Source organism: Neoroseomonas terrae, from assembly GCF_018129025.1.
In the GTDB taxonomy this organism is placed as follows: domain Bacteria; phylum Pseudomonadota; class Alphaproteobacteria; order Acetobacterales; family Acetobacteraceae; genus Neoroseomonas; species Neoroseomonas terrae.
The window spans coordinates 1-25,605 of record NZ_JAAEDI010000044.1; the positions used below are offsets into that span (position 1 = coordinate 1).

A 25,605-nucleotide genomic window follows, 5' to 3' on the forward strand; every position below is an offset into this window, starting at 1 on the left:
CGCCCCGCCAGCGCATCGCCGCGGCGCTCGCCACCCAGGCGCTGCTCGGCGACCCGGCGCGCGCCGCGGAAATGACGGCAGCCGCGCGGCTCAATCTTGCCGCGCTGCCGGACACCGAGACCGCACCGGCCGAGCTGGCCCAGGCGCTGATGACGGCCGGATCGCTCTTCCATGCCTCCCACAGCGAGGAAGACCGCGCGCAGGCCGAGGCACTCGCCACGCGACTCTGCGCCACCCAGGCCGATGACGGCGTGTTCCGCGAGACCGGGGCGATGGCCTTCGTCGCCGAGCACGCCGTCGCCCTGCTGGCGCTGGCGCGGAGCCTGCCCTTCGGCGGTCAAGCCGGAGAGGCGGTTCGGCGTGGCATCGACGCCCTGGCGCTGATCACCCTCCCCGGCCCGGTGGATACCATTACCTTGCCCGCAGCACCGGCCGCGGGCACCGAGGAACTGGCGCTGCTGCTGCGTGCCCTGCGTGCGGCCCAGACCGCCCGGGCAACCGGCGTGCTGGCCCTATCGGAGGCGGAGGCGCGACGGCTGGCCTTCCTTGCCGACCTCGCGCTGCGCTTCCTGCAGGCGCGGATAAGACCGGAAGGAGACGCTCTGATCGTGGACGGACCATTGTCGGCACAGGTCGCGGCACTGGCGGCACTGGTGCCGCCCGAAGGGGCGATGGGGCGATGAGAGGGACGGAAGATCGGAGGGGCTCCGCCCCTCCAAACCACCCCGCCAAAGGCCGAAGGGCCTTTGGAAACCAATACCGGGTGTTGAGCGGGAAGGGCGCGGCGCGAAGCCACGACGCGTCGGGTAACAGGAATTGGCTTGCCGCATGCGCCCGCACCCTGGCGCAGATGCGGGCCATGCTGGGCCATGGCCCCGGCGCCGCCACGGCACGCCCGGGCGCTTCGGCGCCAGGTATTGGTTTCCAAAGGCCCTTCGGCCTTTGGTGGGGTGAGGTCCGGAGAGGGGCAAAGCCCCTCTCCGCAGCCACCGCCGCCATTCTTCTCACCCTCGCCGCCTGTACCGCGCCGCCCCCGCCGTCCCTGGAACCCCCGCTGACCTACCCGCCGGCCGCGCGCGACCGCATGCTGCGCATTGCGACCGCGGAGTGGGAGGACTGGGGCCGCCAGTACGACACCGCCGTGCCGCCGGCGCTGGAGTCCGACCCGGCGAACTTCCCGCGCGTGCTCGCCTACTGGCGTGCCGTGCCCGAGGGCGTGGATCCGATTGCGCGCAACCGCGCCCTGTACCGGCAGGGCAGCGCGGCCCTGTGGCGGGAACCGGCCTGGTCGGCGGCCTTCATCTCCTTCGTCATGCGCAGCGCGGGCGTGGATGCGCGGGAGTTCAGGCCGTCGGCCTCGCATGCCTTCTACCTTGACGCGCTGATCGCCGATGCGATGCGCTTCCCGACGATGGCGCCGTTCGTTCCCTACAACGTGACGGAACGGGCCCCGCAGGTGGGCGATCTGGTCTGCGCGGACCGATCATCGCGGCCGCTGCCGGGCTGGCGCGACCGGCTGCAGGAAGCGGGCCGCTTCCGGCCGATGCATTGCGACATCGTCGTGCGGGTGGCGCCGGGCGTGGTCGAGGCGGTCGGCGGCAACATCCGTGACGCCGTGACCCTGTCCAGCTTCCGAGCCGATGCGACAGGCCGCCTTCTTCCCAGGCCGGCGGGGCAACCCACATGGTTCGCCGTCCTGGAGAACCGGCTGGGGCGCCTGCCCCCGTGGTCCTCGCCATCCCACAATGAGAGTCCATCCTCGTGAACGATCTCTTCTCACCTTTCACGCTGCGTGGCGTCACGCTGAAGAATCGCATCGGCGTCTCGCCGATGTGCATGTACTCCTGCCGCGATGACGGCGTGCCGACCGACTGGCACATGCAGCACCTCGTCTCACGTTCCGTTGGCGGCGCGGGACTCGTGATCACCGAAGCCTCGGCCGTGGTGCCGGAGGGGCGCATCACGCCCGCCGATGTCGGCATCTGGAACGACGCGCAGATGGAAGCGCATGCGCGTATCGTCGCGGCGGTGCATGCGACCGGATCGGTCGCCGGCATCCAGATCGCCCATGCCGGGCGCAAGGCCTCGCGCGCGGCGCCGTGGGTGCATGGGCCGGCCGTGCCGTCCTGGACCTGCATGGCGCCGTCCGCGGAGGCGTTCGAGGGCTTCGCCGTCCCGCACGCCATGACCGAGGCTGAGATCGCCGCCACGATCGCGGCCTTCGTCGCGGCGGCGAAGCGGTCCGTGCAGGCCGGCTACCGGTTCATCGAGATCCACGGCGCGCACGGCTATCTGGCACACCAGTTCTGCAGCCCGATCTCGAACCGCCGCAACGACGCATGGGGCGGCGACTTCGAGGGCCGTACGCGCTTCGTGCGCGAAGTCGCCACGGCGGTCCGCGCCGCGATCCCGGAGGATGTCGTGCTGGCGCTCCGGATCTCCCACACCGACTGGGTGGAGGGTGGCTGGACGACGGAGGAGAGCGTCGAGCTCGCGCGGCGGGTAAAGGCGCTCGGCGTCGATGTCATCGACGTGTCCTCGGGCGGGCTCGATGCCGGGCAGAAGATCTTGCTTGGGCCGGGGTATCAAGTGCCGGGCGCGGCGGCAGTCAGGCAAGGTGCCGACATCCCCGTCGCCGCGGTCGGGCTGATCACGGAGCCGGCGCAGGCGCAGGCGATCCTGACGGAAGGCAAGGCCGACCTGATCCTGCTGGCGCGCGTGCTGCTGCGCGAACCATACTGGCCGCTGCGTGCGGCGGTGGAACTCGGCCGCACGCCGACGCTGGCGATCCCGCCGCAATACGAGCGCGGCTGGAACACGCTGGCGAAGCTAGAGATGGACAGGACGGTGGCGGTGCCGATGCAGGCGCTCTGATGGGCTGCGGCCGCCGCGCCGGCTTGGCGCGCGGCCTGCAGGACGACATCATCCGTGGCATGCGCGCCGCCCCGGCGGCGCGCCGGGGCAGTGGCTGATCGACGGGAAGGGGGCTAAGCCGATGGCATCGGAGATCGACGGCGTCCGTGCATTGCTGACCGGCCGCCCCCGCCCGGTCGGCTGGGCGGAGCGCCGCGCGCGGATCGATGAGGTGGCGGCAGTGGATGCGCCGCCCACCGACATCGCTTTCACGGCCACCACCATCGCAGGCGTTCCGGCCGAATGGTCCGAAGCGCCGGGCGTGGATACGAGGCGCGTGCTGCTGTTCCTGCACGGCGGCGGCTACTGCTCCGGCTCCATCGTCAGCCATCGCACCATGGCGTCACGCGCCGGCCAGGCGGGCGGCATGCGCGCACTGGCGCTGCAATACCGGCTGGCACCGGAGCATCCTTTCCCCGCCGCGCTCGAGGATGCGCGCGCGGCATATGAGGCACTGTTGGCGCAGGGCATCGCGCCGGCGGATATCGCAGTGGGCGGCGACAGCGCCGGCGGTGGGCTGACGCTCGCGCTGATGATGTCGCTGCGCGACGGCGGCCGGCCCTTGCCCGGCTGCGCGTGGCTCACCTCGCCATGGGTGGACCTGGCGATGGCGGGCGGGAGCATGGACAGCAAGGATGCGGAAGATCCGCTGATCCATCGCGGCTATCTGGAAGAACTGGCCGCCGCCTATCGCGGCAGCACCCCGGCAGCCGATCCGCTGGTCTCGCCCCTGCATGCCGATCTGCACGGGCTGCCGCCGGTGCTCGTGCAGGTGGGTTCGGCCGAGACGCTGCTGGATGACGCGGTGCGCATCGCCGGCCGGCTCGGTGCTGCCGAGGTGCCCGTGCGGCTCGAGATATGGCCGCGCATGATCCATGCCTGGGCGCTGTGGGCGGCGAGGCTTACCGAAGGCCGGCAGGCGCTGGCATCGGCCGGCGCCTTCCTGCGGCAGCGCGGCGGCGGGTAACGCGCGCCAGACGCTACCGGGCGGCGCCCCGCCTCGGCAACGCTGCGCACCCTGCCCGCCTGTGCGACATTGGGTGCGGAAGGATAGGGGCCGACGCGCCGCATGCCAGATACCGATGCCCCGGCGGGATCGCCGCGCGAGACCCCCCGCCGCCGTGACGCCGACGAAACCCGCAGGGAGATCCTGGAAGCGGCGATCGCGGAGTTCAGCGAGAAGGGCTTCTCGGGCGGGCGCGTGGACGATATCGCGGCACGCATGCGCACAACCAAGCGCATGATCTATTACTATTTCGGCGGCAAGACGCAGCTCTATGCCGCGGTGCTCGAACACCTTTATGGCGCCATGCGCGATGCGGAGCAGGCGCTTCACCTTGATGCGCTGCCGCCGGTCGAGGCGCTGCGGCGCCTGGTGGAGGTCACCTTCGATCATCACGCCGCGCATCCCGAGTTCGTCCGGCTGGTCAGCGTGGAGAACATTCACGAAGCGCGGATCGTCGCGGCGTCCCCCACCATTCGTGCACGAAACGCGGCGGTCATTGGCACGCTGCGGGACCTGATCGCACGCGGCGAGGCGTCCGGCGCGTTTCGTCCCGGCCTCGATGCGCTTGACCTGCACATGCTGATCAGCGGCTTCTGCTTCTACCGCGTGTCCAACCGCCACACGTTGCGCGCGATCTTTGGCCGCGACCAGGCGAACGCGGACGCTGCACGCCGCCATCGCCGCATGATCGAGGAGGCGGTGCTGCGCTACGTGCAGCCGTAGGAGCTTGACGCGTCACCGGACGCCGACATGTCCACGAAGTGCCGCAGCATGCGTTCCGCGTCGGGCTCAAGGCCCGTGAACAGCCGGAACGCGCCCACCGCCTGGAAGACTGCCATCCCCCCACCGTCGAGGATGCGGCACCCGCGCGCCCGGGCGGCGCGCAGCAACGCGGTTTCGCGCGGGAAGTAGACGACGTCCGCAACCCACAGGCCGGGATGCAGCAGGGCCACCGGCAGCGGCGTGCCGGGCAGTTTCGCCATGCCGACCGGCGTGCAGTTCACCAGCCCGTCGGCTTTCGCCACCGCTGCGGAGAGGTCCGCGCAGACCGCAGCGCGTTCGCGCCCAAACCGTGCGCGCAGCCCATCGACAAGCGCTTCCGCGCGGGCTGCCTCGGTATCGGCGATCGCGATCTCCCCGATGCCGTCGCCGAGCAGCGCGTGCGCCACCGCGGCGCCGGCGCCGCCGGCACCCAGCAGGACGACCCGCAGGCGCGCGACACCCTGCATGCCGCGGCGGAAGCTTTCCGCGAAGCCGGAGCAATCGGTGTTATGGCCGATGCGCCGCCCGCCCCGCAGCACGACGGTATTCACCGCGCCCAGCGCCCGCGCATCGCCCGACAGTTCGTCGAGCAGCGGGACAACCGTTTGCTTGCAGGGATAGGTGACGTTCAACCCGGCGAAGCCCATCCACTCCGCCGCCCGCAGCAGATCAGGCAGCGCCTCGGTGCCCAGCCGGAGCACGGCCAGGTCGATGCGGCGGTATATCAGCCGCAATCCCTGCGCGGCCCCCTCATGTTCATGCATGGCGGGCGTGCTGGACGCGGCGATGTCCTGGCCGATCAGGCCCGCCAGCACGGCTGGGGATGCGTCCGCAGACCCCATCGCATTCCTCCTGACCGGTCACCGGCCATGGCGGGGGCGACCGGCGACTCTCTGGCGCCCGACGAACATGCTTGACGCTTTAATTAACTAACCAGTACATACACGTCAACATCCAGGCCAGCTACAGGCTGGGATGTCGATACCGGCCTGTGGTCCTTCCTCGACAGCGGACGGAGATCTCCATGGACGCGGCGCGCCGCCTGCCGACATCGATCGCCACCGTCTGCCTGTCGGGCACGCTGCCGGACAAGCTCGAAGCCGCGGCGGCGGCCGGCTTCGACGCCATCGAGATGTTCGAGAACGATCTGCTTACCTTCAACGGTAGCCCGGCCGAGGTGCGGCGCATGTGCTCGGACCTCGGCCTTCGCATCGCGATCTTTCAACCTTTCCGCGACTTCGAGGCGATGCCGGAGCCTCAGCGGGCCCGCAACCTCGACCGCGCGGAACGCAAGTTCGACACGATGCAGGCCCTCGGCACCGACCTCGTGCTGGTCTGTTCCAACGTACAGCCCGCAGCGATCGACGACCCCGCCCGCGCGGCGGCCGACCTGCGGGAGATGGCCGAACGCGCCGACCGCCACGGTCTGCGCGTCTGCTACGAAGCCCTGGCCTGGGGCCGGCATGTGAGCCGATGGCGCCAGGCCTGGGAGATCGTGCGGGCCGCCGACCATCCCGCGCTCGGCCTCTGCCTCGACAGCTTCCATACGTTGGCGCTCGACGACGATCTTTCCGGGCTTGCCGGCGCGGTTCCCGCCGAACGGATCTTCTTCCTTCAGCTCGCCGACGCGCCACGCCTGTCGATGGACGTGCTGTCCTGGAGCCGTCATCACCGCCTCTTCCCCGGGCAGGGAGAATTGCCGGTCGCGCAGTTCCTGTCGGATCTCCTCGCGACGGGGTGGGCGGGGCTGCTGTCGCTCGAGGTGTTCAACGACGAGTTCCGGGCCGCACCGTCGCGGCGCATCGCACGTGACGGCCAGCGCAGCCTGATTTGGCTGATGGAGCAGGCCGGCCTCGCCCCCCTGCCCGCATTGCCGGACTTCTCGGGCATCGAGTTTGCGGAGTTCGCCGTCGATGCGGCAGCACGCCAGGAACTTGGCCGCTATCTCGGCGGACTCGGCTTCCGGCATGCGGGCCGGCACCGTTCGAAGGATGTCGATCTATGGCGCAGCGGCGGCGCCAACCTGGTGCTGAATGCCGAGCCCGACAGCGCCGCCTCGGAACGCTTCGAGCAGCTTGGTCCCGCCGTCTGCGCCCTCGCCTTTCGCGTGGACGATCCCGACCGCCTCGTTGGACGGGCGGAGGCGCTGCAGTACCCGGTGTGGCGCGAGCGCATCGGCGAGGGCGAACGCCGCATCCCTGCGGTGCGCGTGCCCGACGGCACGCTGATCTATCTGGTCGCGGACCCTGCGCACAGCGAAAGACCGATCTGGGAAGACGACTTCATCCTCGAGACTGCGGCCGCTGAGCCGGCGCCCCTGCTCGGCATCGACCACGCGGCGCAGGCCGTCGCACCCGGCGTCATGGGAACCTTCGTGCTGTTCTACCGTGCCCTGTTCGGGCTGGAGCCGGAGACGCCGTGGGAGCTGCCGGACCCTTACGGCCTCGTCCGATCGCGGGCGTTCACCTCACGCGACGGATCGGTGCGCCTGCCGCTGAACGTCTCGGAGAGTTCGCGCACGGGCACCGGCCGCTTCATCTCCGCGCTGGCCGGTGCGGGCGTGCATCACCTCGCCTTCGCGGCCTCCGACGTCACGCGCGTGCTGGATGGCGCGGGGGAACGACATGCCGCGCTGCTCGACATTCCCGCAAACTACTACGAGGACCTGAACGCGCGCTTCGGTCTCGACGGGGATGAGCTGGCGCGGCTTGAAGCTCACCACATCCTGTACGACCGCGATGCGGAGGGCCGCGAGTTCCGGCATGCCTATACGCGGCAGTTCCGCGACCGCATCTTCCTGGAGGTGGTCGAGCGCGGCGCGGGCTACACGGGCTTCGGCGCGGCCAATGCATCCGTCCGCATGGCGGCGCAGCGGCGTGAGGCATCCTCGTGAGTCCCGTCAGAACCCGTCGCCGGCCCAAACCATGTTGATTCGGGTCATACCGATCCGTAGCGTCGAGCCAAGCCGCAGCAAGCGGCCAGGACAAAGTCCAGGGAAGGAAACGCCCATGCAATCGCATCTCGGACGCCGCTCGCTGCTGACGGCGGCGGTGCTGGCGGCGCCGTCGCTATCGGCCTGGGCGCAGACCCGCCGGCGCCTGCGCTTCACCGCCGTCTTCTCGGACCAGGACATCCGGGCGGAGGCGATGCGTGGCTTCCAGCGCGACCTCGCTTCCGAGTTCGAGGTCGAGCTGCACCTGAACGCGACCCTGTTCCGCCAGGGCACGGAGCTGGTTGCAATCCAGCGCGGCAATGTGGAGATGGCGAACCTCGCCCCGCAGGACTTCTCGCGCCAGATTCCTGCCTGGTCGGTGATGGCCTCGGCTTATCTGTTCCGCGACGTCGATCACATGAACAAGGTCTTCGCCAGTCCGGTCGGCGAGGAATTCAAGAAGATGGTGCGCGACCAGCTCAACGTGCACATCCTCGGCCCGCTCTATTTCGGCACGCGGCATGTGAACCTGAAGCCGCGCCGGCGCATCAGCACGCCGGCCGACATGGCCGGCATCAAGCTGCGCATGCCGCCCGGCGAGGCGTGGCAATTCCTGGGCGAAGCGCTCGGTGCCAACCCGACACCCGTCGCCTTCGCCGAGCTCTACACAGCGCTGCAATCCGGCACGGTGGATGGGCAGGACAATCCGCTGCCGGCCAGTCGCACGATGCGCTTCTACGAAGTGACGACGCAGTTCGTGCTGACCAGCCACCTTGTCGCCTATGACCTGCTCTCCGTCTCCGCCCGCTTCTGGGATGGGCTGACGCCGGCACAGCGCAGCGCGATCCAGGCCGCTGCCGACAAGGCGATCGCGGAGAGCACGCAGCGCCATCTCGCGCAGGAGCAGGAGATCGTCGATTTCTTCAAGGCGCAGGGCCTAGAGGTCTATGTGCCGAATGTCGATGCCTTCCGGGCGGAGGCACAGCGGCGCTACCTCGCTTCCAGCCAGTCACAGAGCTGGCCGGCGGGGATCCTCGACCGCATCAGCGCGATCCGCTGATCCCGTCCATGATCGCTTGGTTCGGCCGCCGCGCGGAGGACGTGCTCTCCGCGCTGCTGCTGGCGATGTTCGTCGCCTTCATGCTGCAGATCGTCACGCGCTACGTGCTGAACGCGCCGCTGAGCTGGACGGCCGAGATGTCCACCCTGGCCTGGGTGTGGGGCATCCTATGGGGCGCCGGACTCGTGCTGCGCGATGAGGAGGAGATCCGCTTCGACGTCATCTACGCGCTGATGTCGGGCCCGGTGCGGCGGATCTGCGACGGGATCAGCAGCGGCGTCGTGGTGATCGTCTTCACCTGGTCGCTGCCGGCGATGGTGGACTACGTCACCTTCATGAAGGTGGAGCGCAGCGCCTATCTCGGCATCCGCTTTGATCTTCTCTACTCGGTCTATCTGATCTTCGCCGTCGCCATGATCGTCCGCCACGGCGCCATCGTCTGGCGCGCGATGACGGGCCGCCGCCTGTGGGTGAGCGCGTGAACCTGCACGATCCCTTCACCCTCGCGATGGTCGCGTTGATAGGCCTGTCCCTGATGGGGCTGCCGATCGGGCTGGCGATGATCACCGCCAGCGTCGTCTATCTCGGCCTGTCCGGGCAGGACATGTCGGTCGCCGCCGAGCAGGTGCTGAACGGGCTCAACGGCAGCTATGTGCTGCTGGCCGTGCCGCTCTTCATCTTCTCCGCCGGGCTGATGAATGCGGGCAGCCTGACGGACCGGCTGCTGCGCTTCTGCAACCTGTTGGTCGGGCGCTTCCGCGGCGGGCTTGGGCACGTCAACGTCGTGCAGAGCGTGATCTTCTCCGGCATGTCCGGATCCGCGATCGCCGATGCCGCGGGCAGCGGCAAGATCCAGATCGACATGATGACGAAGGACGGCGCCTACACGCCCAGCTACGCTGCCGCGCTGACGGCAGTGACTGCGGTGCTCGGGCCGATCATCCCGCCCTCCATCCCGATGGTGCTCTACGCGCTCGTCGCCGATGCCTCGATCGGCTACCTCTTTCTCGGCGGCGTCATCCCCGGCTTCATCATGGCCATCGCCCAGATGGCCATCAACAGCTGGATGGCGCACCGCCACAACTTCCCCGTTGCGGAGCGCGTGCCGCTGCGCGAGTTCCCGCGACTGACGCTGCAAGCCTTCCCGGCGCTGCTGATGCCGGTGATCCTGCTGGGTGGAATCTATGGCGGCGTCATGACGCCGACCGAGGCCGCCGCCGTCGCCGCCGCCTATGCCTGGCTGATCGCCGCGGTCTTCTACCGCAGCCTGACGCTCGCGCAGACATGGCAAGCGGTGCGGGAGAGCGCGCGATCGACCGCCGCGATCGGCATGCTCATCGCCGGCGCGCTGGCGTTCAACTACGTCATCACCAGCGAGAACGTACCGGGCACCGTGCGAAACATCCTCGCGGGCTGGGAGATGTCGCAATGGCAGTTCCTGCTGGTGGTAAACCTCATCCTGCTCGTGCTCGGCTGCCTGATCGAGGGCAGCACCATCCTGCTGGTCGTGGTGCCGGTGCTGGTGCCGACGGCACAGGCGCTCGGCGTCGACATGGTGCATTTCGGCGTGATGGTCGTGGTGAACATCATGATCGGCCTGGTCACGCCGCCCTACGGGCTGCTCCTGTTCATCGTCGCCAAACTCTCGAACCAGCCGCTGATGGCGGTGGTGCGCGACACGCTTCCCTTCCTGATCGCAATGGCCGCTTCGCTGTTCCTGATCACCTATGTGCCGGAACTGGTGCTCTGGCTGCCACGCCACCTCGGCTACCAGGGCTGAGGAGAATCCCGCCATGCCCCAGATCATCCATGTGCTGAACGGACCGAACCTCAACCGCCTCGGCAAGCGGGAGCCGTCAATCTACGGCCGCACGACGCTCGAGGAGATCGAGGCGATGTGTCACGCCGAAGCCGGTGCGGAAGCCGTGCTCTTTCGCCAGACCAACTGGGAAGGCCAGCTCGTGGACTGGATCCATGAGGCGATCGATACCGAAGCATCCGGCATCGTGATCAACCCGGCGGGGCTGACCTTCCGCTCCATCCCGCTGCTGGATGCGTTGAAGATGTTCAGCGGCCCGATCATCGAGCTGCACATCTCGAACATCCACAAGCGGGACCCGATCTACCACCACTCGCTGATCTCCCCCGTCGCCACAGCGGTCATCGCCGGCCTCGGGGCCCGCGGCTATGCCACTGCGGTACGCTCGATGCTGGACCTGCTCACGGAAGACCCTGCCCGCTGACGGGCAGCGGGCACGAGCGCAGCCATCAGACGTCGAGATTCGCGACCTTCAGCGCGTTGCCCACGATGAAGTCGCGGCGCGGCTCCACCAGATCGCCCATCAGCGTCGAGAAGACCTGCTCGGCGTCCTCGACATCCTCGACGCGCACCCTCAGCAGCGTGCGCGCGGCGGGGTCCAGCGTGGTCTTCCACAGCTGGTCCGGGTTCATCTCGCCCAGCCCCTTGAAGCGCTGGATGGCAAGGCCCTTGCGGCCTTCCGCGATCAGCCGGTCGAAAGCCTGCATCGGTCCGTGCACGGGGTGCTCATGCGAACCGAGCACCAGCACCGCGGGACCACCGGCAAAGTCGCGCGCCAGTCGATCGCGACGCTCGTCGAGCCAGCGTGCCTCCGCGCTGCGCAGCGCCGTGGCGTCCAGCGTGTGGCGCTCGGTCACGCCGCGGACGGTGCGCGCCAGCGTCAGCCCAGCCTCACCGCTGGTGACGACCCAGCCGCGCTCGCTCGCGGGTGCCAGATCATTCAGCCGCGCGGCCAGCGCCTGCGCCGCTGCCGTGGCGCGGTCCGCATCCAGCGTCAGCGCCCCGGCCACCGCAGCCTGTTCCACGATCTCGGCCGGCACCACGCCGGACAGGCGGCGGATGCGCTGCGTCGCCTGGCGATGGAACTCCTGCTCGGCCTTCAGGTCATCCGCCGTCAGCAGGCGGCCGTCAAAGAAGCGCAGCGCGGCGCCGGACAGCGCCTTCTCGATCAGGAAGTCCTCGAGCGCGCGGTCATCCTTCAGGTAGCGCTCCTCATTGCCGCGCTTCGCGCGGTAGAGCGGCGGCTGCGCGATGTAGAGGTGCCCGCGCGTAATCAGTTCCGGCATCTGCCGGAAGAAGAAGGTCAGCAGCAGCGTGCGGATATGCGAGCCGTCGACATCGGCGTCGGTCATGATGACGATGCGGTGATAGCGCAGCTTACCGGCGTCGAAGCCGCCCTCGCTGACCTCGCCGCGGCCGATGCCGGTGCCGAGGGCGGTGATCAGCGTGCCGATCTCCGCACTGCCGAGCATGCGGTCGAAGCGCGCGCGCTCGACATTCAGGATCTTGCCCTTCAGCGGCAGGATCGCCTGGAAGGCGCGGTCACGCCCCTGCTTCGCGGAACCGCCGGCCGAGTCACCCTCGACGAGGAACAGCTCGCACTTGCTCGGGTCGCGTTCCTGGCAGTCGGCGAGCTTCCCGGGCAGGGAGGAAACATCCAGCACGCCCTTGCGCCGCGTCAGCTCACGGGCCTTGCGCGCGGCCTCGCGCGCCGCCGCGGCATCCATGATCTTACCGACGACTTCCTTCGATTCCTTCGGATGCGTCTCGAACCAATGGGTCAGCGCGTCGGCGACGGCCATCTGGACGATCGGCTGCACTTCCGAGGAAACGAGTTTTTCCTTGGTCTGGCTCGAGAACTTCGGATCGGGCACCTTCACCGAGAGTACGGCGGTGATGCCTTCGCGCATGTCCTCGCCGGCCAGCGCGACCTTGTCCTTCTTGCTGGACAGGCTGTCGGCCACCTTGCCCAGCACGCGCGTCAGCGCCTGTCGGAAGCCGGCCAGATGCGTGCCGCCATCCCGCTGCGGGATGTTGTTCGTGAAGCACAGCATCGTCTCGTGGTAGCTGTCGTTCCAGCGCAGTGCGAGCTCGACGCGGATGCCGTCCTGTTCCTTCGAGACCACGCTGATCGGCTGGGCGAAGACAGGATTCTTGCCCTTGTCGAGCCATTCGACGAAGGCAACGAGGCCGCCATCGAATTTGAAGGCGGTCTCCTGCACCTCGGCATGACGTTCGTCACGCAGCGTGATGGCCAGCCCGGAATTGAGGAAGGCGAGTTCGCGCAGCCGGCGCTCCAGCACCGCGAAGTCGAATTCGGTCTTCGTGAAGGTCAGCGCCGAGGGCTTGAAGGTGACCTGCGTGCCCGTCTGGCCGTCAACGGCGGTGCCGACCACCTCGCAGGGCACGACAGTGTCGCCGTGTTCGAAGCGCAGCCGATGGTCACGGCCTTCACGCAAGATGCGGACTTCCATCCACTCGGACAACGCGTTCACCACCGCCGCCCCGACGCCGTGCAAGCCGCCCGAGACCTTGTAGGAATTCTGGTTGAACTTGCCCCCCGCATGCAGGCGCGTCAGCACCACCTCCGCGGCGGAAATCCCTTCCTCGGCATGGATATCGGTCGGGATGCCGCGCCCGTCGTCGCGAACCGTGACCGAGCCGTCGCCGTTCAGCGTGACATGGCACGCCGTCGCGAAGCCCGCCTGTGCCTCATCAACGGCGTTGTCGATGATCTCGAAGGCCATGTGGTGCAGGCCAGATCCGTCGTCGGTGTCACCGATATACATCCCCGGCCGCTTCCGCACGGCTTCGAGGCCCCGAAGGACGGTGATGGAGGCGCTGTCGTAGGCGTCTGATTCGGGACGCGCGGGCTCGCTCATGCGACGCGCTAGCTCCTACTTGGAAGGGGGTATTTGATGTCAGTTGCAATATAGGGCTTCCTGCCCCTCAAGGCGACCCGCTATCGCCCTCCGGCGCGAGGTTTCCCGGGGTGGCGCGGAAGCGGTCCGCGATGCCCGCAAGCGGGCTGAAAACCTCGGCATCCGTGCCGGTCAGGAAGGATTGCGCAGGCAGGGTCGCGAGGGCCGCGAACAACGCCGTCCGGCGCGCGGAATCGAGATGCGCCGCGACCTCGTCCAGCAGCAGCAGCGGCGCGAAGCCGCGTGCCTCGGCGATCAGCGATGCGTGGGCCAGCACGGTCGAGATCAGCAGCGCCTTCTGCTCGCCGGTCGAGCACAATTCCGCCGGCTGGTCCTTTGGCAGGTGGACCAGCGCCATGTCGGCGCGGTGGGCACCTCGCGCAGCCCCACCGGCAGCGGCATCACGCCGGCGATCAGCCGCCAGGGCGCCACGCAAAGCGTCCTCGACAGCCAGGGCGGGTTGTTCGGCCAGCGCCGTGGCTATGGGGCAGACCAGGTCCATCCGCGCCGCCGGAAAGGCGCCCGTGGTGGTGCCGGCGGCCATCACGGCGTTCAGCCGCGCTGCCAGCGCACGCCGTGCGGCGGAAGCGGCGACGGCGTGCCGCGCCATCGCATCCTCGAGCCCCGCCAGCCAGGCCGCGTCGGCGCGCCCGCCCGCGAGCAGGCGGTTGCGCTGGGCCATCGCGTTGTCGTGTGCGGCGACCTCCCGCGCATGGGTGGGTTCCAGCGCCCAGGCAAGGCGGTCGAGGAAGCGACGCCGGCCCGAGGCGCTCTCCTGGAACAGCCGGTCCATCTGCGGGGTGAGCCAGACGGCGGCGATGCGATCGGCGAGGTCGGACTGGGTACGGACCGGGTTGCCGTCGAGGCGGAAGACGCGGCGGTCGGTTGCCGCCTCGGCGTCGGCCCCGGTGCCGATGTCGAAGGCGCCGTGTGGCGTCGCGAAGCGGCCCGCCGCGGCCCAGGGGCGCGAGCCGCCGTCGCCGCGGCGGCCGAGCTCGCTCATCCGCGCCCCGCGCAGCCCGCGGCCCGGCCCGAGCAACGAGATCGCCTCCAGCAGGTTGGTCTTTCCCGCGCCGTTCTCGCCGGCAATGGCGACGATCGGCGCGGCGAAATGAACCTCGATCGAGGCCCAGGACCGGAAGTCGGTCAGGCGAAGGCGGGTCAGGCGCAGCATGGACCCTATATGGCGCGTCCGACGGGCCCGCGCCGCCCCGTCGTTGCTACACGCGCATCGGCATCAGCACGTACAGCGCCTCGGGCTTCGCTTCATCCTTCACGATGGTCGGCGCGGCGCCGTCGGCGAAAAGGAACTCCATCTTCTCGCCGATCTGCGCCGTGATGTCCGTGAGGTATCGCGCCTGGAAGCCGATCTCGAGCGGGCTGCTCTCATAGCTGACGGTATCGCTGTCCAATTCCTCCTGCGCCTGCCCCTGGTCAGGGCTCGCCGCCGAGAGCAACAGGTTGTTGCGCGAGATCGACAGCTTCACCGGTCGCGAACGCTCCGAGGAAATGGCCGCCACGCGCGCCACCGCTTCCTCGAAATCCTTCTTCGGCACGGTCAGCTTCTTGTCGTTGCCGCGCGGGATGACGCGCTCGTATTCCGGAAAGGTGCCGTCGATCAGCTTCGAGGTCAGCGCGACAGTACCGATGCCGAACCGGATCTTGGTGTCCGACAGGCGGATCTCGATCTCGTCCTGCGTCTCGTCGGCCAGCTTGCGGACTTCCTGCACCGTCTTGCGCGGCACGATCACGCCGGGCATGCCCTTGGCACCGTCCGGCAGCGGCTCCTCAACGCGCGCCAGGCGATGCCCGTCGGTCGCCACGGCGCGCAGCACCGACGCACCCTCCGCCTCCGCGGCATGCAGGTAGATGCCGTTGAGGTAGTAGCGCGTTTCCTCGGTGCTGATCGCGAAGCGCGTCCGGTCGATCAGGTCCCGCAGCACGCCGGCCTTCACGCTGAACTTCGTCGGCAGCTTGCCTTCCGTCATCGACGGAAAATCATCGACCGGCAGCACCGCCAGCGACGTGTTGAACTTCCCAGCCCGCAGCGTCAGCGGTCCGTCACCGCCTCCGTGGTCGAGTTCGACCCGCGCGCCGTCAGGCAACTTGCGGACGATCTCGTACAGCGTCGCCGCCGGCGCCGTCGTGCGGCCGCCGCGCGGCACGGTCACGCCGGCGATCTCCTCGACCACCGCGATCTCCATGTCGGTCGCGGTCAGCGTCAGGCTGCCCTCGGTCTTCGCATCCAGCAGCACATTCGCGAGGATAGGGATGGTGTTGCGGCGCTCGACCACGCTCTGCACATGCGCCAGAGCCTTGAGCAGCACTGCCCTGTCCACCGTAAACTTCATCGCAGCCCGACGCCCCGATCCTTGTGGCAGCCACCGCCAGGCCCGGCACGGGCCGGGGCAGGGCCGCCAATCTCCCCTGTCCCCAGCAGCCCCCGGCCAAGGCCGAATCGGCCCGCAAGGCCGGATACCGAGGGGGCCGCACCATATCAGCGCGATTCAGAGGGGGAAAGGCGGGAAAGGCGGTGGGGTTGATTGGGCGGCGGACTGGACCGATAGGGGCGCCGCCCCTCTCGGACTCTCCCCGCCAAAGGCCCGAGGCCTTTGGAAACCTTTGGCCGCCCTTGCAGAAAGGCAGTGCGCGATGAGCGCAGAAGGTTCTGCTTGGCGACCGGGCGCCAGTCGGCACCGAGGAACGCGGTGTCGATACCTGCAAACATCCTTGGCATCTCGCGCCGCGCCGTCCGCGTTCTGGCGACCAGCCAGCCACGCAGGAATCGGTTTCCAAAGGCCTCGGGCCTTTGGTGGGGTGTGGTCCGGAGAGGGGCAAAGCCCCTTTCCGGTCCGCCCGTGCCTAGCGGACTGTCCTCAAGTCTCCAGCATCCGCCGCAGCAGTTCGACATCCTCCGCGAATGCGCTGTCCGCCTGCATCAGTTCCGAGATGCGCGACACTGCGTGCATCACCGTCGTGTGGTCGCGGTTGCCGAAGCGGCGCCCGATCTCGGGCAGGGAACGGGACGTAAGCTGCTTCGCGAGATACATCGCGACCTGCCGCGGGCGCGCCACATTGCGCGCGCGGCGGGCGGAGGACATGTCGGTCAAGCGGATGTTGTAGTGCTCGGCGACCTTGCGCTGGATCTCCTCGATCGTGACGCGGCGGTCATGCGCGCGCAGCAGGTCATGCAGCACGTCCTGCGCGGATTCCAGCGTGACGGCGCGGCCGAACAGGTTCGCATGCGCGATCAGGCGGTTCAGCGCGCCTTCCAGCTCCCGGACATTCGACGTGATCTTGTGCGCGAGGAATTCGTGGACGTTCTTCGGTACGTTGACACCGGCCGCCATCGCCTTCGCCTGCAGGATCGAGATCCGCAGTTCGTAGGTGGTGGCATGAAGATCGGCGACCATGCCGCAGCCGAGGCGGGTGCGAAGTCGGTCCTCCAGGCCGTTGAGGTCCGAAGGCGACTTGTCCGCGCTGATGATGATCTGCTTGCCGGCGTCGATCAGCGCGTTGAAGGTGTGGAAGAATTCTTCCTGCGTGTTGTCCTTGCCGATCAGGAACTGCAGGTCGTCGACCATCAGCACGTCGACCGAACGCAGGCTCTCCTTGAATTCCATCGTCGATTGGCTGCGCAGGGCCGAGATGAAGCGGTACATGAACTTCTCGGCCGACATGTAGGCGACGTTGCGCGACTGCGCGCCGCCGCGGATCGCCCAGGCGACCGCGTGCATCAGATGCGTCTTGCCGAGGCCGACGCCGCCATAGAGGAACAGCGGGTTGAAGCCCGGGAAGGCCGGCTTCTCGGCCACGCGGCGCGCGCAGGCATAGGCGAATTCGTTCGGCTTGCCGACGACGAAGCTGTCGAAGCTGAAACGGGGGTCGAGCGGCGCGGACCATTCGCTGCGGGGGTCGGCGCCATTGGCGCGCGGCGCCCGCGACGTCAGCGCCTCCGCAAGGCCGGGCTGCGGCGCCGGCGCCGCACCGGCATTGTCTTCCTCGCCGGCAGGGGCGGCAACGCGCGGCTGTGGGCCGACGCGCACGTCGACGCGGCAAAGCTCCGCTATCTCCTGCTGCCACAGCGCGCGCAGACGGTCGCCGTAGTGGCTGCGGACCCAATCGCGCAGGAAGCGCGTCGGCAGATGAACGATGATCTCGTCGGCCTCGATGCCCACCAGGGTCATCTGGCGCAGCCAGGTGCGGTATTCGACCTCGCCCACTTCTTCGCGCAGGCGGCCGCGGATGCGGGCCCAGGATTCCTGAAGGGATGCTGCGGAGCGCGCGGCATCGGACCCGAGCTGCTTCTCCATGGCCATCCCCCAGCTACTCCTTCACGCGGCTTGCTACTGAAGCCTGCCACCCGAAACGCAGGCGGCGTGTTGAAAGAGAATTCGACCCCCAGGCCGTGAAGACTACCGCGTCACATGCCTGTCGCAAGCGACAAAGTCGTGCTGGCACCAGCGATGAATCACAGGCGTCAACACGCCTCACGCGCGCGCAGAGGCTGCGCCGCGGGAGGACGGACTACAGGTATTCGGTACGGTAAGCCGCATCGCCCGCAGGCGATGCGGATCAGGCCTGGGCGGCGCCCAGGGCCTTCACGCGCGCGGACATGCGCGAGATCTTACGGGCAACCGTGTTGGCGTGCAGGGTGCCCTTCGTCACGGCGCGCTGCATCTCGGGCTGCGCGGCACGGAACGCTTCCTGCGCGACGGCCTTGTCCCCGCTGGCGATCGCCTCTTCCAGCTTGCGCACGAAGGTGCGCACGCGAGACTTCCGCGCCTTGTTGCGCGCGGTACGCTTCTCGGTCTGGCGGATGCGCTTGCGCGCAGAGTCGGTGTTCGCCATGGGGCTTCCGGTTCACATCTGACTGAATGGTTTTATCGGGCTGCGACCTGCGGGCCGCTGCACTGGAGGCCGGGTTTCTAATGCCGGCCGGCTTGCGGCGTCAAGCATGGCCTTGCGGGACGTCCATGAACACCGCGGCAGGGACGGGCCGCATCCGGTCGTTCGCCGCATGCTGCGCGGGGATACCGGCGACAACAACAACTTAGACGAAGGGCACATCGTTGCGCCCCTTGCATTGCGGCAATGCAAGGGGTGCACGGCACACCCGCGACACAGCTACCGGTTGTGGAAGGTTGGCTTGCGCTTCTCAGCGAAGGCCGACATGCCCTCCTTCTGGTCCTCGGTCGAGAACAGGCTCAGGAACAGCCGCCGCTCGGTGCGCACGCCTTCGCGCAGGCCGCTCTCGAAGGCGGCGTTCACCGCTTCCTTGGCCATGGCGACCGATGGTGCGGACAGCGCGCCGATCTTCTCGCCGATCTTCACCGCCTCGGCCACCAGCCCGGCGGCGGGCACCACACGGCAGACGAGGTTCGACCGTTCCGCCTCCGCCGCATCCATCATGCGGCCGGTCAGGATCATCTCCATGGACTTGGACTTGCCGACCGCGCGGGTCAGGCGCTGGGACCCACCGGCACCCGGAATGATCCCGAGGTTGATCTCCGGCTGGCCGAACTTCGCCGTGTCGGCGGCGATGATCAGGTCGCACATCATGGCGAGCTCGCAGCCGCCGCCGAGCGCGAAGCCCGCCACCGCGGCGATCACCGGCTTCTGGATCTCGAGCAGCGTCTCCCAGCGTTCACCGATGAAATCGTTGAAGTACACGGCCGGATAGGTGCGGTCCTTCATCTCCTTGATGTCGGCGCCGGCGGCGAAGGCGCGCTCGCTGCCGGTCACGACGATGGCGGCAATGGCAGGGTCCTTGTCATAGCCGCGCAGCGCGTCGCCCAGTTCGGTCATCAGCTGGTCGCACAGGGCATTCAGCGCCTGGGGGCGGTTCAGCCGGATGATGGCGACCTTTCCCTGCGTCTCGGTCAGGATCATTTCATAGGCCATGCGCCGTGTTCCTCGCCCTCGAATGGTACTTCGCCTGTAGCCCAGGCGGCCGGGCCCCTCAACGCTGCCGGCGTGGGCAGAAGAAGGTGGACCGGCCGGCCTGCACGATGCGGCCGATGCCCGGGCAGGCCGGGCCACAATGCGGGCATTGCTCCCCCTCCCGCCCGTAGACGGCGAAATGGTCCTGGAAACGCCCGACCTCCCCATCCGCCCGGACGTAATCCCGCAGGGACGAGCCACCTGCCCCGATGGCCTCGGCCAGTACCGCCTTGATCGCCGGCACCAGCCGCGCCGCGCGCGCGCCCGCGACGCTCGCGGCCAGCCGCCGCGGGGAGATGCCCGCGCGGTACAGCGCCTCGCACACATAGATGTTGCCGAGCCCGGCCACGACGCCCTGGTCCAGCAGCGCCGCCTTGATGGGCGTGTGCCTGCCGACCAGCGCGGCGGACAGCACGTCATCGGTGAAGGCGTCATCCAGCGGCTCGGGGCCGAGGCCGCGCAGCAGCCGGTGTTCGTCTTCCCGGCCGGTCGCGACCAGGTCGATGCTCCCGAAACGCCTCGGATCGACGAAGCCGACCCGCCAGCCATGGTCGGTCGTCAGCACCAGATGCTCGTGGGCCTCCGGCGGGGCGTTGTGCCCGCGCGCATCGGAAGCAAGGCCCTGCGGCGCCAGCCGGGCGACCACCGGGGCGCCGGCCTGCCGCGCCACCATGCGCCCCGACATGCCGAGGTGGATCAGCAGGCTCTCCCCGCTGTCCAGCCGCGCTAGCATGTATTTGGCCCGCCGGCGGAAGGACAGCATGCGATGACCCTCCACCCGACGAACGAGGTTCTCCGGGAAGGGAAAGCGCAGATCGGGCCGGCGCTGCGCCACCTCGACGATCCGATGGCCTTCCAGCACGGCGGCGAGGCCGCGCATGACGGTTTCGACCTCGGGCAATTCGGGCATGATGCCTCCCTTCCTCGCGCCCGGCAGATTAGGGCGTTTTCCAATCGGACGGCACCGGCCCGCACCCCCACCCGGCCACCCAACGACAGTATCCTGGACTGGGTGGCCGGGGGGGTGCGGGCCGGTGCCGAATTCCGCGTGAGCGGAAAACGCTCTATGGTGGTCCCACGATGAGCGACAGCCCCCAGGACAGCGCCGATTTCGGCTTCCGCAGCGTGCCCCGCGCCGAGAAGGCGTCCATGGTCCGCGAGGTCTTCGAAAGCGTGGCCCCACGCTACGACGTGATGAACGACCTGATGTCGCTCGGCGTCCATCGCGTGTGGAAGCGCATCTTCGTCAACGCGATCGGCTGCTCGGCGCGGGAGACGCTGCTCGACCTCGCCGGCGGCACGGGCGACATCTCCTTCCTCGCCAAGGAACGCGGCGCCGGCCATGTGATCCTAACGGACGTCAATCCGGCCATGTTGGAAGTCGGGCGCAAGCGCGCGCTCGATCGCGGCCTCGCCGCCGGGCTCGACTTCATGGTGGTGGATGCCGAGCACATCCCGCTGCCCGACCGCAGCGTGGAGAAGATCTCGATCGCTTTCGGCCTTCGCAACTGTACCGACAAGGACGCGGTGCTGAGGGAGGCGCGGCGCGTGCTGCGCCCCGGCGGACGGTTCCACTGCCTGGAATTCTCGAAGCTGGAAGTCGCGGCGCTCATGCCGCTCTACGATGCCTGGTCCTTCAAGGCGTTGCCCGAGATCGGCGCGCGCGTGGCGAAGGATCGCGAAAGCTATGAATACCTCGCGGAAAGCATCCGCATGTTCCCCGACCAGGAAACCCTGGCGCAGATGATGCGCGATGCGGGGATGGAGCGGGTGGAACACCGCAACCTCTCGGGCGGCATCGTCGCCATCCATACGGGCTGGCGGCTGTAGCGTCCGATGCTCGCCGGCCGCCGCATCCTGTTGATCGTCTCGGGCTCGGTCGCCGCCTACAAGGCGCTGGAACTGACCCGCCTGCTGCGCAAGGACGGCGCGCAGGTCATGTCCATCCTGACGGCCGGCGGCGCGCGGTTCGTGACGAAGGAAGCGCTGGCAGCGATCACCGCCGAGCGCGTGCATGACGACCTCTGGGCGGCGGAGGCCGAGATCGGCCATATCCGCCTCGCCCGCTGGCCCGACCTGATCGCCGTCGTGCCGGGGTCGGCCGACCTCATCGCGAAGATGGCGAACGGGCTCACGGACGACCTTGCCACCTGCGTGCTGCTCGCGACGCGCGCGCCGGTGATGGTTGCACCGGCGATGAACCCCGCCATGTGGAGCCACCCGGCGACCATTTCGAACATCGCCACGCTGCGCGAACGCGGCGTCCGCATCGCCGGCCCGGCGGACGGCGCGATGGCGGAACCGGAGAGCGGGCCTGGCCGCCTGCTGGAGCCGGTGGAGCTGTTTGAGACAATCCGTGCCGCGCTGTCGGCCGGGCCCCTGACGGGCAGGCACATCCTCGTCACCAGCGGGCCAACGCACGAGCCGATCGACCCGGTGCGCTACATCGCCAACCGATCCTCCGGCAAGCAGGGCCACGCCATCGCCACGGCCCTCGCGGCGCTGGGTGCCCGCGTCACCCTGGTCAGCGGGCCGGTGAACCAGCCCGATCCGCCCGGCGTGACGGTGACGCGGATCGAAAGCGCGCGCGAGATGCTCGCCGCCTGCGAGGCCGCGCTGCCCGCCGACGCTGCGGTCTGCGCCGCCGCCGTGGCCGATTGGCGCACGGCGCGCGAGGCGGACCAGAAGATGAAGAAGGTGCCGGGCGCGGCGCCGCCGCCGCTCGAACTCGCGCTGAACCCCGACATCCTGGCGACGCTGGCGGCTGCCGGTCCGCACCGGCCACGCCTCGTCGTCGGCTTCGCAGCGGAGACGGAGCATGTCGTCGACAACGCCGTCGCCAAGCGCGCCAGGAAAGGGTGCGACTGGATCGTGGCGAATGATGTGTCGGGTGACGTGATGGGCGGGGCGGAGAACGCGGTGCATCTGGTGACCGGGTCCGGCATCGAGGATTGGCCGCGCATGGCGAAGGAGGACGTCGCCCGGCGCCTCGCCGCGCGCATTGCGGAGGCACTGGCATGAGCCACCCGATCATTGACGTCGTCCGTCTGCCGCATGCGGCGGACCTGCCGCTGCCATCCTATGCGACCGAGGGCGCAGCCGGGATGGATCTGCTCGCGGCCGTCATGTCCTCCATGACGCTCGCGCCCGGCGCGCGGATGCTGGTGCCGACCGGGCTGCGCATCGCCATCCCGCCCGGATACGAGCTGCAGGTGCGGCCGCGGTCAGGGCTGGCGCTGAAGAACGGGATCGTGCTGCCGAACAGCCCCGGCACGATCGACGAGGATTACCGGGGCGAGCTTGGCGTCATCATCATGAATGCCGGTGACGCGCTGTTCACCATCGAGCGCGGGATGCGCATCGCCCAGGCGGTCATCGCCCCGGTGGTGCGCGCGCGCTGGCGGGAGGTCGCCGAACTGCCCGACACCACACGCGGCAGCGGCGGATTCGGGTCTACCGGAAGCTAGAAGCCGCCCGGGCGTGAGGCGGCGCAAGGAGGATGCTTCATGGCCGTCGATGCGCAGGGACTGACGCTCACCGCCGCCTCGGACGAGGCCGCCGCCGCCTATGACCGCGTGGTCGAGGGCTACCTGAAGTATCGTGCCGATGCGGGGCAGCGGCTGAAGGCGGCGATGGCGCTGGACCCCGGGATGCCGATGGGGCTGGTGCTGCAGGGTACCTTCGCCATGCTCGCCTACAACGCCGCCATGGTGCCCCGCGCGCGGGAAGCCGCCGCGGCCGCCGCGCGGCATGCCGGAACGGGACGCGAACGCGCGCATGCCGCGGCCCTGACGCTCTGGGCGGATGGCGAGGTGGATGCCGCGCTCGCCGCGTGGGAAGCGATCATGGCCACGCATCCTCACGATGTCCTCGCCTTCCGGCTGCATCATTTCTGCGCCTTCTGGCTGGGGCGCGTGGGGCAGATGCTGCGCGCCGTCGATGGCGTCTCGCCGCACTGGTCGGCGGCGATTCCTGGCTACGGGTCCATCCTCGCCTGCCGCTGCTTCGCCAATGAGGAATGCGGCAACTACACCGTCGCGGAGGAAGCCGGCCGCGCGGCCGTCGCGCTCGATCCCGGCGATCTCTGGGCCACCCACGGCGTCGCCCACATCCTGGAGATGCAGGGCCGGCGCGGAGAAGGCATCACCTGGCTCAAGGGGCTGGAGCAGCATTGGGACGGCGGGTCGAACCTGCTGCATCATCTGTGGTGGCACCGCGCCATGTATCACCTGGAACGCGGCGAGCATGACGAGGTGCTCGGCCTGTACGACCGCGGCTTCCGCGACCATGGCAGCGCGCTGGTCCAGGCCATGCCCGATCTCTACATCGACGTGCAAAACGCGGCGTCCATGCTGTTCCGGCTGCAACGTCATGGCGTTGATGTCGGCGACCGCTGGATCGAGATCGCGGACAAGGCCGAGGCGCGGATCGGCGATTGCCTGTCCACCTTCACCCTGCCCCACTGGATGATGGCGCTGGCGGCGACGGGGCGCACCCAGGCGGCATCGCGCATGCTCGATGCGATGCGGGAAGCCGCGGCGCGGCCGGGCACCATCGCGCCTATTCTGCGCGACGCGGCAATCCCGGTCTGCGAGGCCGTGCTCGCCCATGCGCAGGGGGACCACGCCGGCGCCGTCGCGGCCATGCGGCCCGCGATCGGCGTGATGCACCGCATGGGCGGCAGCCACGCGCAGCAGGACGTGCTGGAGCAGCTTTTCCTCGATGCCGCGATGAAGGCGGGAATGCAGGAGGATGCGCGGCTGCTGCTGGAACGGGTCGCCGGGCGCCATCCGGTGCCGCCGGATCGGCGCGTGGGCTATGCGGAGGCGGCGCGGGCGGTGCGCCACTGACGCTGCCGGCCGGGTTTGCGGATCGCGGCCCGGGATGCGACACTGTCCTCGGGTGTCAGGCTGCGTGATGCAGCCGGGCAGGGTCGTATGCCGGTCGGGCCGCCGGTATCGGAGAACCACGCCCATGGCCCTTCCGCCCGCGATGTCCTTCGTCCTGTTGACCGTGCCGCACCATGGCTGACGCGCCGCAGCGCCGCGGCCTGCGGCCGATCTCCGTCCTCCGCAGCTTCCTCGACAACGCAGCGGCTGGCGGGCTGGTCCTGATGGCAGCCGCGGCCTCCGCGCTGGTCATCGCCAACTCGGCGCTGGCGCCCGCCTATTTCGCGGCGCTCGGCGCCTATGTCGGGCCGATGAGCATCGGCCACTGGATCAATGACGGCCTGATGGCAGTGTTCTTCCTGCTCGTCGGACTCGAGATCAAGCGCGAGATGCTGGACGGCCAGCTCGCCTCCTGGTCGAACCGCGCCCTGCCCGGCATCGCGGCGGCCGGCGGCATGCTGGTGCCGGCGCTGGTCTACCTCGCTTTCAACGCCGGCTCGGCCGAGATGGCGCGCGGCTGGGCGATCCCGACGGCGACCGACATCGCCTTCGCGCTTGGCGTCATGTCGCTGCTCGGCCCACGCGTGCCGGCGGCGCTGAAGGTGTTTCTCGCGGCGCTCGCGATCATCGACGACCTCGGCGCCGTCGTCATCATCGCGCTGTTCTACAGCGGGCAGCTTTCGATGCTCGACCTCGGCTTCGCCGCCACCGCGCTGGCGGTGCTGATCGGCATGAACCGTACCGGGGTCGCCCGACTGTCGCCCTTCCTGCTGGTCGGCGTCGTGCTTTGGTTCTTCGTGTTGCGGTCCGGCGTTCATGCCACGATCGCCGGCGTGCTGCTGGCGCTGACCATCCCGCTGCGGCCGGCGCCCGCCGCCCCGGACGACCTGGTCCATTCGCTGCTGCATCAGCTGGAACATGCGCTGCAGAAGCCGGTCGCCTTCCTGGTCGTGCCGATCTTCGGCTTCGCCAATGCGGGCGTGTCCTTCGCGGGGCTGAGCCTGGACACGGCGACCCAGCCCCTCACCCTCGGCGTCGCGCTAGGGTTGCTGCTGGGCAAGCTGGTCGGGGTTCTCGGCGCCTCGGCGCTCGCCATCCGGCTGGGCATCGCATCCCTGCCGTTCAGGGCATCCTGGACGCATATGCTAGGCGTCGCCCTGCTCTGCGGCATCGGCTTCACGATGAGCCTGTTCATCGGTCTGCTCGCCTTCGCCGACTACCCACTGCTGCAGGCGGAAGCGAAGATCGGCATCCTGGCCGGGTCTTTGGCCGCCGGGTCGCTCGGTTGGCTGGTCCTGCGCCTCGCCCCGATGCCCTCGGAGGTGCGGCCGGCCTGACGGGGCCGGTTGCAGCGCCGGCC

23 protein-coding genes are annotated in these 25,605 nt (G+C 69.1%); 15 read left to right on the forward strand and 8 right to left on the reverse strand.

Annotated features, from left to right (window positions below; genetic code table 11):
• The 5 genes from GXW78_RS26610 to GXW78_RS26630 all read left to right on the forward strand — a co-directional run.
• Positions 1–683, forward strand: a 683-nt coding sequence (locus GXW78_RS26610) for a hypothetical protein (protein ID WP_211871952.1), incomplete at its 5' end; no start/stop codon positions are given.
• Positions 684–1,084: 401 nt separating this feature from the next.
• Positions 1,085–1,765: a DUF2272 domain-containing protein gene (locus tag GXW78_RS26615; protein ID WP_246522671.1), complete on the forward strand. Its 681-nt coding sequence runs from the start codon at positions 1,085–1,087 to the stop codon at positions 1,763–1,765.
• Positions 1,762–2,874, forward strand: a complete 1,113-nt coding sequence (locus GXW78_RS26620) for an NADH:flavin oxidoreductase/NADH oxidase (RefSeq protein WP_211871954.1) — start codon at positions 1,762–1,764, stop codon at positions 2,872–2,874. The genes GXW78_RS26615 and GXW78_RS26620 overlap by 4 nt, the downstream gene beginning before the upstream one ends.
• A 121-nt stretch (positions 2,875–2,995) precedes the next feature.
• Positions 2,996–3,880 (forward strand): alpha/beta hydrolase, encoded by an 885-nt coding sequence (locus GXW78_RS26625; protein WP_211871955.1) that lies wholly within the window; start codon positions 2,996–2,998, stop codon positions 3,878–3,880.
• 102 nt (positions 3,881–3,982) lie between these two features.
• Entirely contained in the window at positions 3,983–4,642 is a 660-nt protein-coding gene (locus GXW78_RS26630) for a TetR family transcriptional regulator (RefSeq protein WP_211871956.1), read from the forward strand.
• Here the strand turns inward: GXW78_RS26630 and GXW78_RS26635 are convergent.
• Complete coding sequence (locus tag GXW78_RS26635) at positions 4,627–5,523, reverse strand: shikimate dehydrogenase (protein ID WP_211871957.1); 897 nt, start codon at positions 5,521–5,523, stop codon at positions 4,627–4,629. The genes GXW78_RS26630 and GXW78_RS26635 overlap by 16 nt on opposite strands.
• A gap of 182 nt (positions 5,524–5,705) precedes the next feature.
• Here GXW78_RS26635 and GXW78_RS26640 point away from each other — a divergent pair, with 182 nt between their 5' ends.
• The 5 genes from GXW78_RS26640 to GXW78_RS26660 all read left to right on the forward strand — a co-directional run bounded on the left by GXW78_RS26640 (position 5,706) and on the right by GXW78_RS26660 (position 10,916).
• Complete coding sequence (locus GXW78_RS26640) at positions 5,706–7,574, forward strand: bifunctional sugar phosphate isomerase/epimerase/4-hydroxyphenylpyruvate dioxygenase family protein (protein WP_211871958.1); 1,869 nt, start codon at positions 5,706–5,708, stop codon at positions 7,572–7,574.
• Between the two features lie 115 nt (positions 7,575–7,689).
• Positions 7,690–8,673: a TRAP transporter substrate-binding protein DctP gene (gene dctP, locus GXW78_RS26645; protein WP_211871959.1), complete on the forward strand. Its 984-nt coding sequence runs from the start codon at positions 7,690–7,692 to the stop codon at positions 8,671–8,673.
• 8 nt (positions 8,674–8,681) lie between these two features.
• Positions 8,682–9,155: a TRAP transporter small permease gene (locus GXW78_RS26650; RefSeq protein ID WP_211871960.1), complete on the forward strand. Its 474-nt coding sequence runs from the start codon at positions 8,682–8,684 to the stop codon at positions 9,153–9,155.
• A complete protein-coding gene (locus GXW78_RS26655) occupies positions 9,152–10,453 on the forward strand; it encodes a TRAP transporter large permease (protein ID WP_211871961.1) in 1,302 nt (433 codons plus the stop codon). The genes GXW78_RS26650 and GXW78_RS26655 overlap by 4 nt, the downstream gene beginning before the upstream one ends.
• 13 nt (positions 10,454–10,466) lie before the next feature.
• Positions 10,467–10,916, forward strand: coding sequence for a type II 3-dehydroquinate dehydratase (locus GXW78_RS26660; protein WP_211871962.1), 450 nt, complete (start codon positions 10,467–10,469; stop codon positions 10,914–10,916).
• A 25-nt stretch (positions 10,917–10,941) separates the two neighbouring features.
• Here the strand turns inward: GXW78_RS26660 and gyrB are convergent, their stop codons facing one another.
• The 7 genes from gyrB to mutM all read right to left on the reverse strand — a co-directional run bounded on the left by gyrB (position 10,942) and on the right by mutM (position 20,266).
• On the reverse strand, positions 10,942–13,374 hold the full coding sequence (gene gyrB / locus GXW78_RS26665; protein ID WP_211871963.1) for a DNA topoisomerase (ATP-hydrolyzing) subunit B: 2,433 nt from the start codon (positions 13,372–13,374) through the stop codon (positions 10,942–10,944).
• Positions 13,375–13,441: 67 nt separating this feature from the next.
• On the reverse strand, positions 13,442–14,587 hold the full coding sequence (recF, locus tag GXW78_RS26670) for a DNA replication/repair protein RecF (protein WP_211871964.1): 1,146 nt from the start codon (positions 14,585–14,587) through the stop codon (positions 13,442–13,444).
• 46 nt (positions 14,588–14,633) lie between these two features.
• Positions 14,634–15,764, reverse strand: coding sequence for a DNA polymerase III subunit beta (gene dnaN / locus GXW78_RS26675; protein WP_211871965.1), 1,131 nt, complete (start codon positions 15,762–15,764; stop codon positions 14,634–14,636).
• A gap of 525 nt (positions 15,765–16,289) precedes the next feature.
• Complete coding sequence (gene dnaA / locus GXW78_RS26680; RefSeq protein ID WP_211871966.1) at positions 16,290–17,732, reverse strand: chromosomal replication initiator protein DnaA; 1,443 nt, start codon at positions 17,730–17,732, stop codon at positions 16,290–16,292.
• A gap of 256 nt (positions 17,733–17,988) precedes the next feature.
• Complete coding sequence (rpsT, locus tag GXW78_RS26685) at positions 17,989–18,264, reverse strand: 30S ribosomal protein S20 (RefSeq protein ID WP_211871967.1); 276 nt, start codon at positions 18,262–18,264, stop codon at positions 17,989–17,991.
• A 276-nt stretch (positions 18,265–18,540) separates the two neighbouring features.
• On the reverse strand, positions 18,541–19,317 hold the full coding sequence (locus GXW78_RS26690; RefSeq protein ID WP_211871968.1) for an enoyl-CoA hydratase: 777 nt from the start codon (positions 19,315–19,317) through the stop codon (positions 18,541–18,543).
• 58 nt (positions 19,318–19,375) lie between these two features.
• Positions 19,376–20,266, reverse strand: coding sequence for a bifunctional DNA-formamidopyrimidine glycosylase/DNA-(apurinic or apyrimidinic site) lyase (mutM, locus tag GXW78_RS26695; protein ID WP_211871969.1), 891 nt, complete (start codon positions 20,264–20,266; stop codon positions 19,376–19,378).
• A 170-nt stretch (positions 20,267–20,436) separates the two neighbouring features.
• Here mutM and GXW78_RS26700 point away from each other — a divergent pair, with 170 nt between their 5' ends.
• The 5 genes from GXW78_RS26700 to nhaA all read left to right on the forward strand — a co-directional run bounded on the left by GXW78_RS26700 (position 20,437) and on the right by nhaA (position 25,582).
• Complete coding sequence (locus tag GXW78_RS26700) at positions 20,437–21,186, forward strand: class I SAM-dependent methyltransferase (protein ID WP_211871970.1); 750 nt, start codon at positions 20,437–20,439, stop codon at positions 21,184–21,186.
• A gap of 6 nt (positions 21,187–21,192) precedes the next feature.
• Positions 21,193–22,377, forward strand: coding sequence for a bifunctional phosphopantothenoylcysteine decarboxylase/phosphopantothenate--cysteine ligase CoaBC (coaBC, locus tag GXW78_RS26705; protein WP_211871971.1), 1,185 nt, complete (start codon positions 21,193–21,195; stop codon positions 22,375–22,377).
• Positions 22,374–22,823 (forward strand): dUTP diphosphatase, encoded by a 450-nt coding sequence (gene dut / locus GXW78_RS26710; protein ID WP_211871972.1) that lies wholly within the window; start codon positions 22,374–22,376, stop codon positions 22,821–22,823. The genes coaBC and dut overlap by 4 nt, the downstream gene beginning before the upstream one ends.
• A gap of 39 nt (positions 22,824–22,862) precedes the next feature.
• Entirely contained in the window at positions 22,863–24,206 is a 1,344-nt protein-coding gene (locus GXW78_RS26715; protein WP_211871973.1) for a tetratricopeptide repeat protein, read from the forward strand.
• 173 nt (positions 24,207–24,379) lie between these two features.
• Positions 24,380–25,582 carry a Na+/H+ antiporter NhaA gene (gene nhaA, locus GXW78_RS26720; RefSeq protein WP_211871974.1) on the forward strand — a complete coding sequence of 401 codons (1,203 nt, stop codon included), beginning with the start codon at positions 24,380–24,382 and terminating at the stop codon, positions 25,580–25,582.
• Positions 25,583–25,605: the final 23 nt, after the last annotated feature.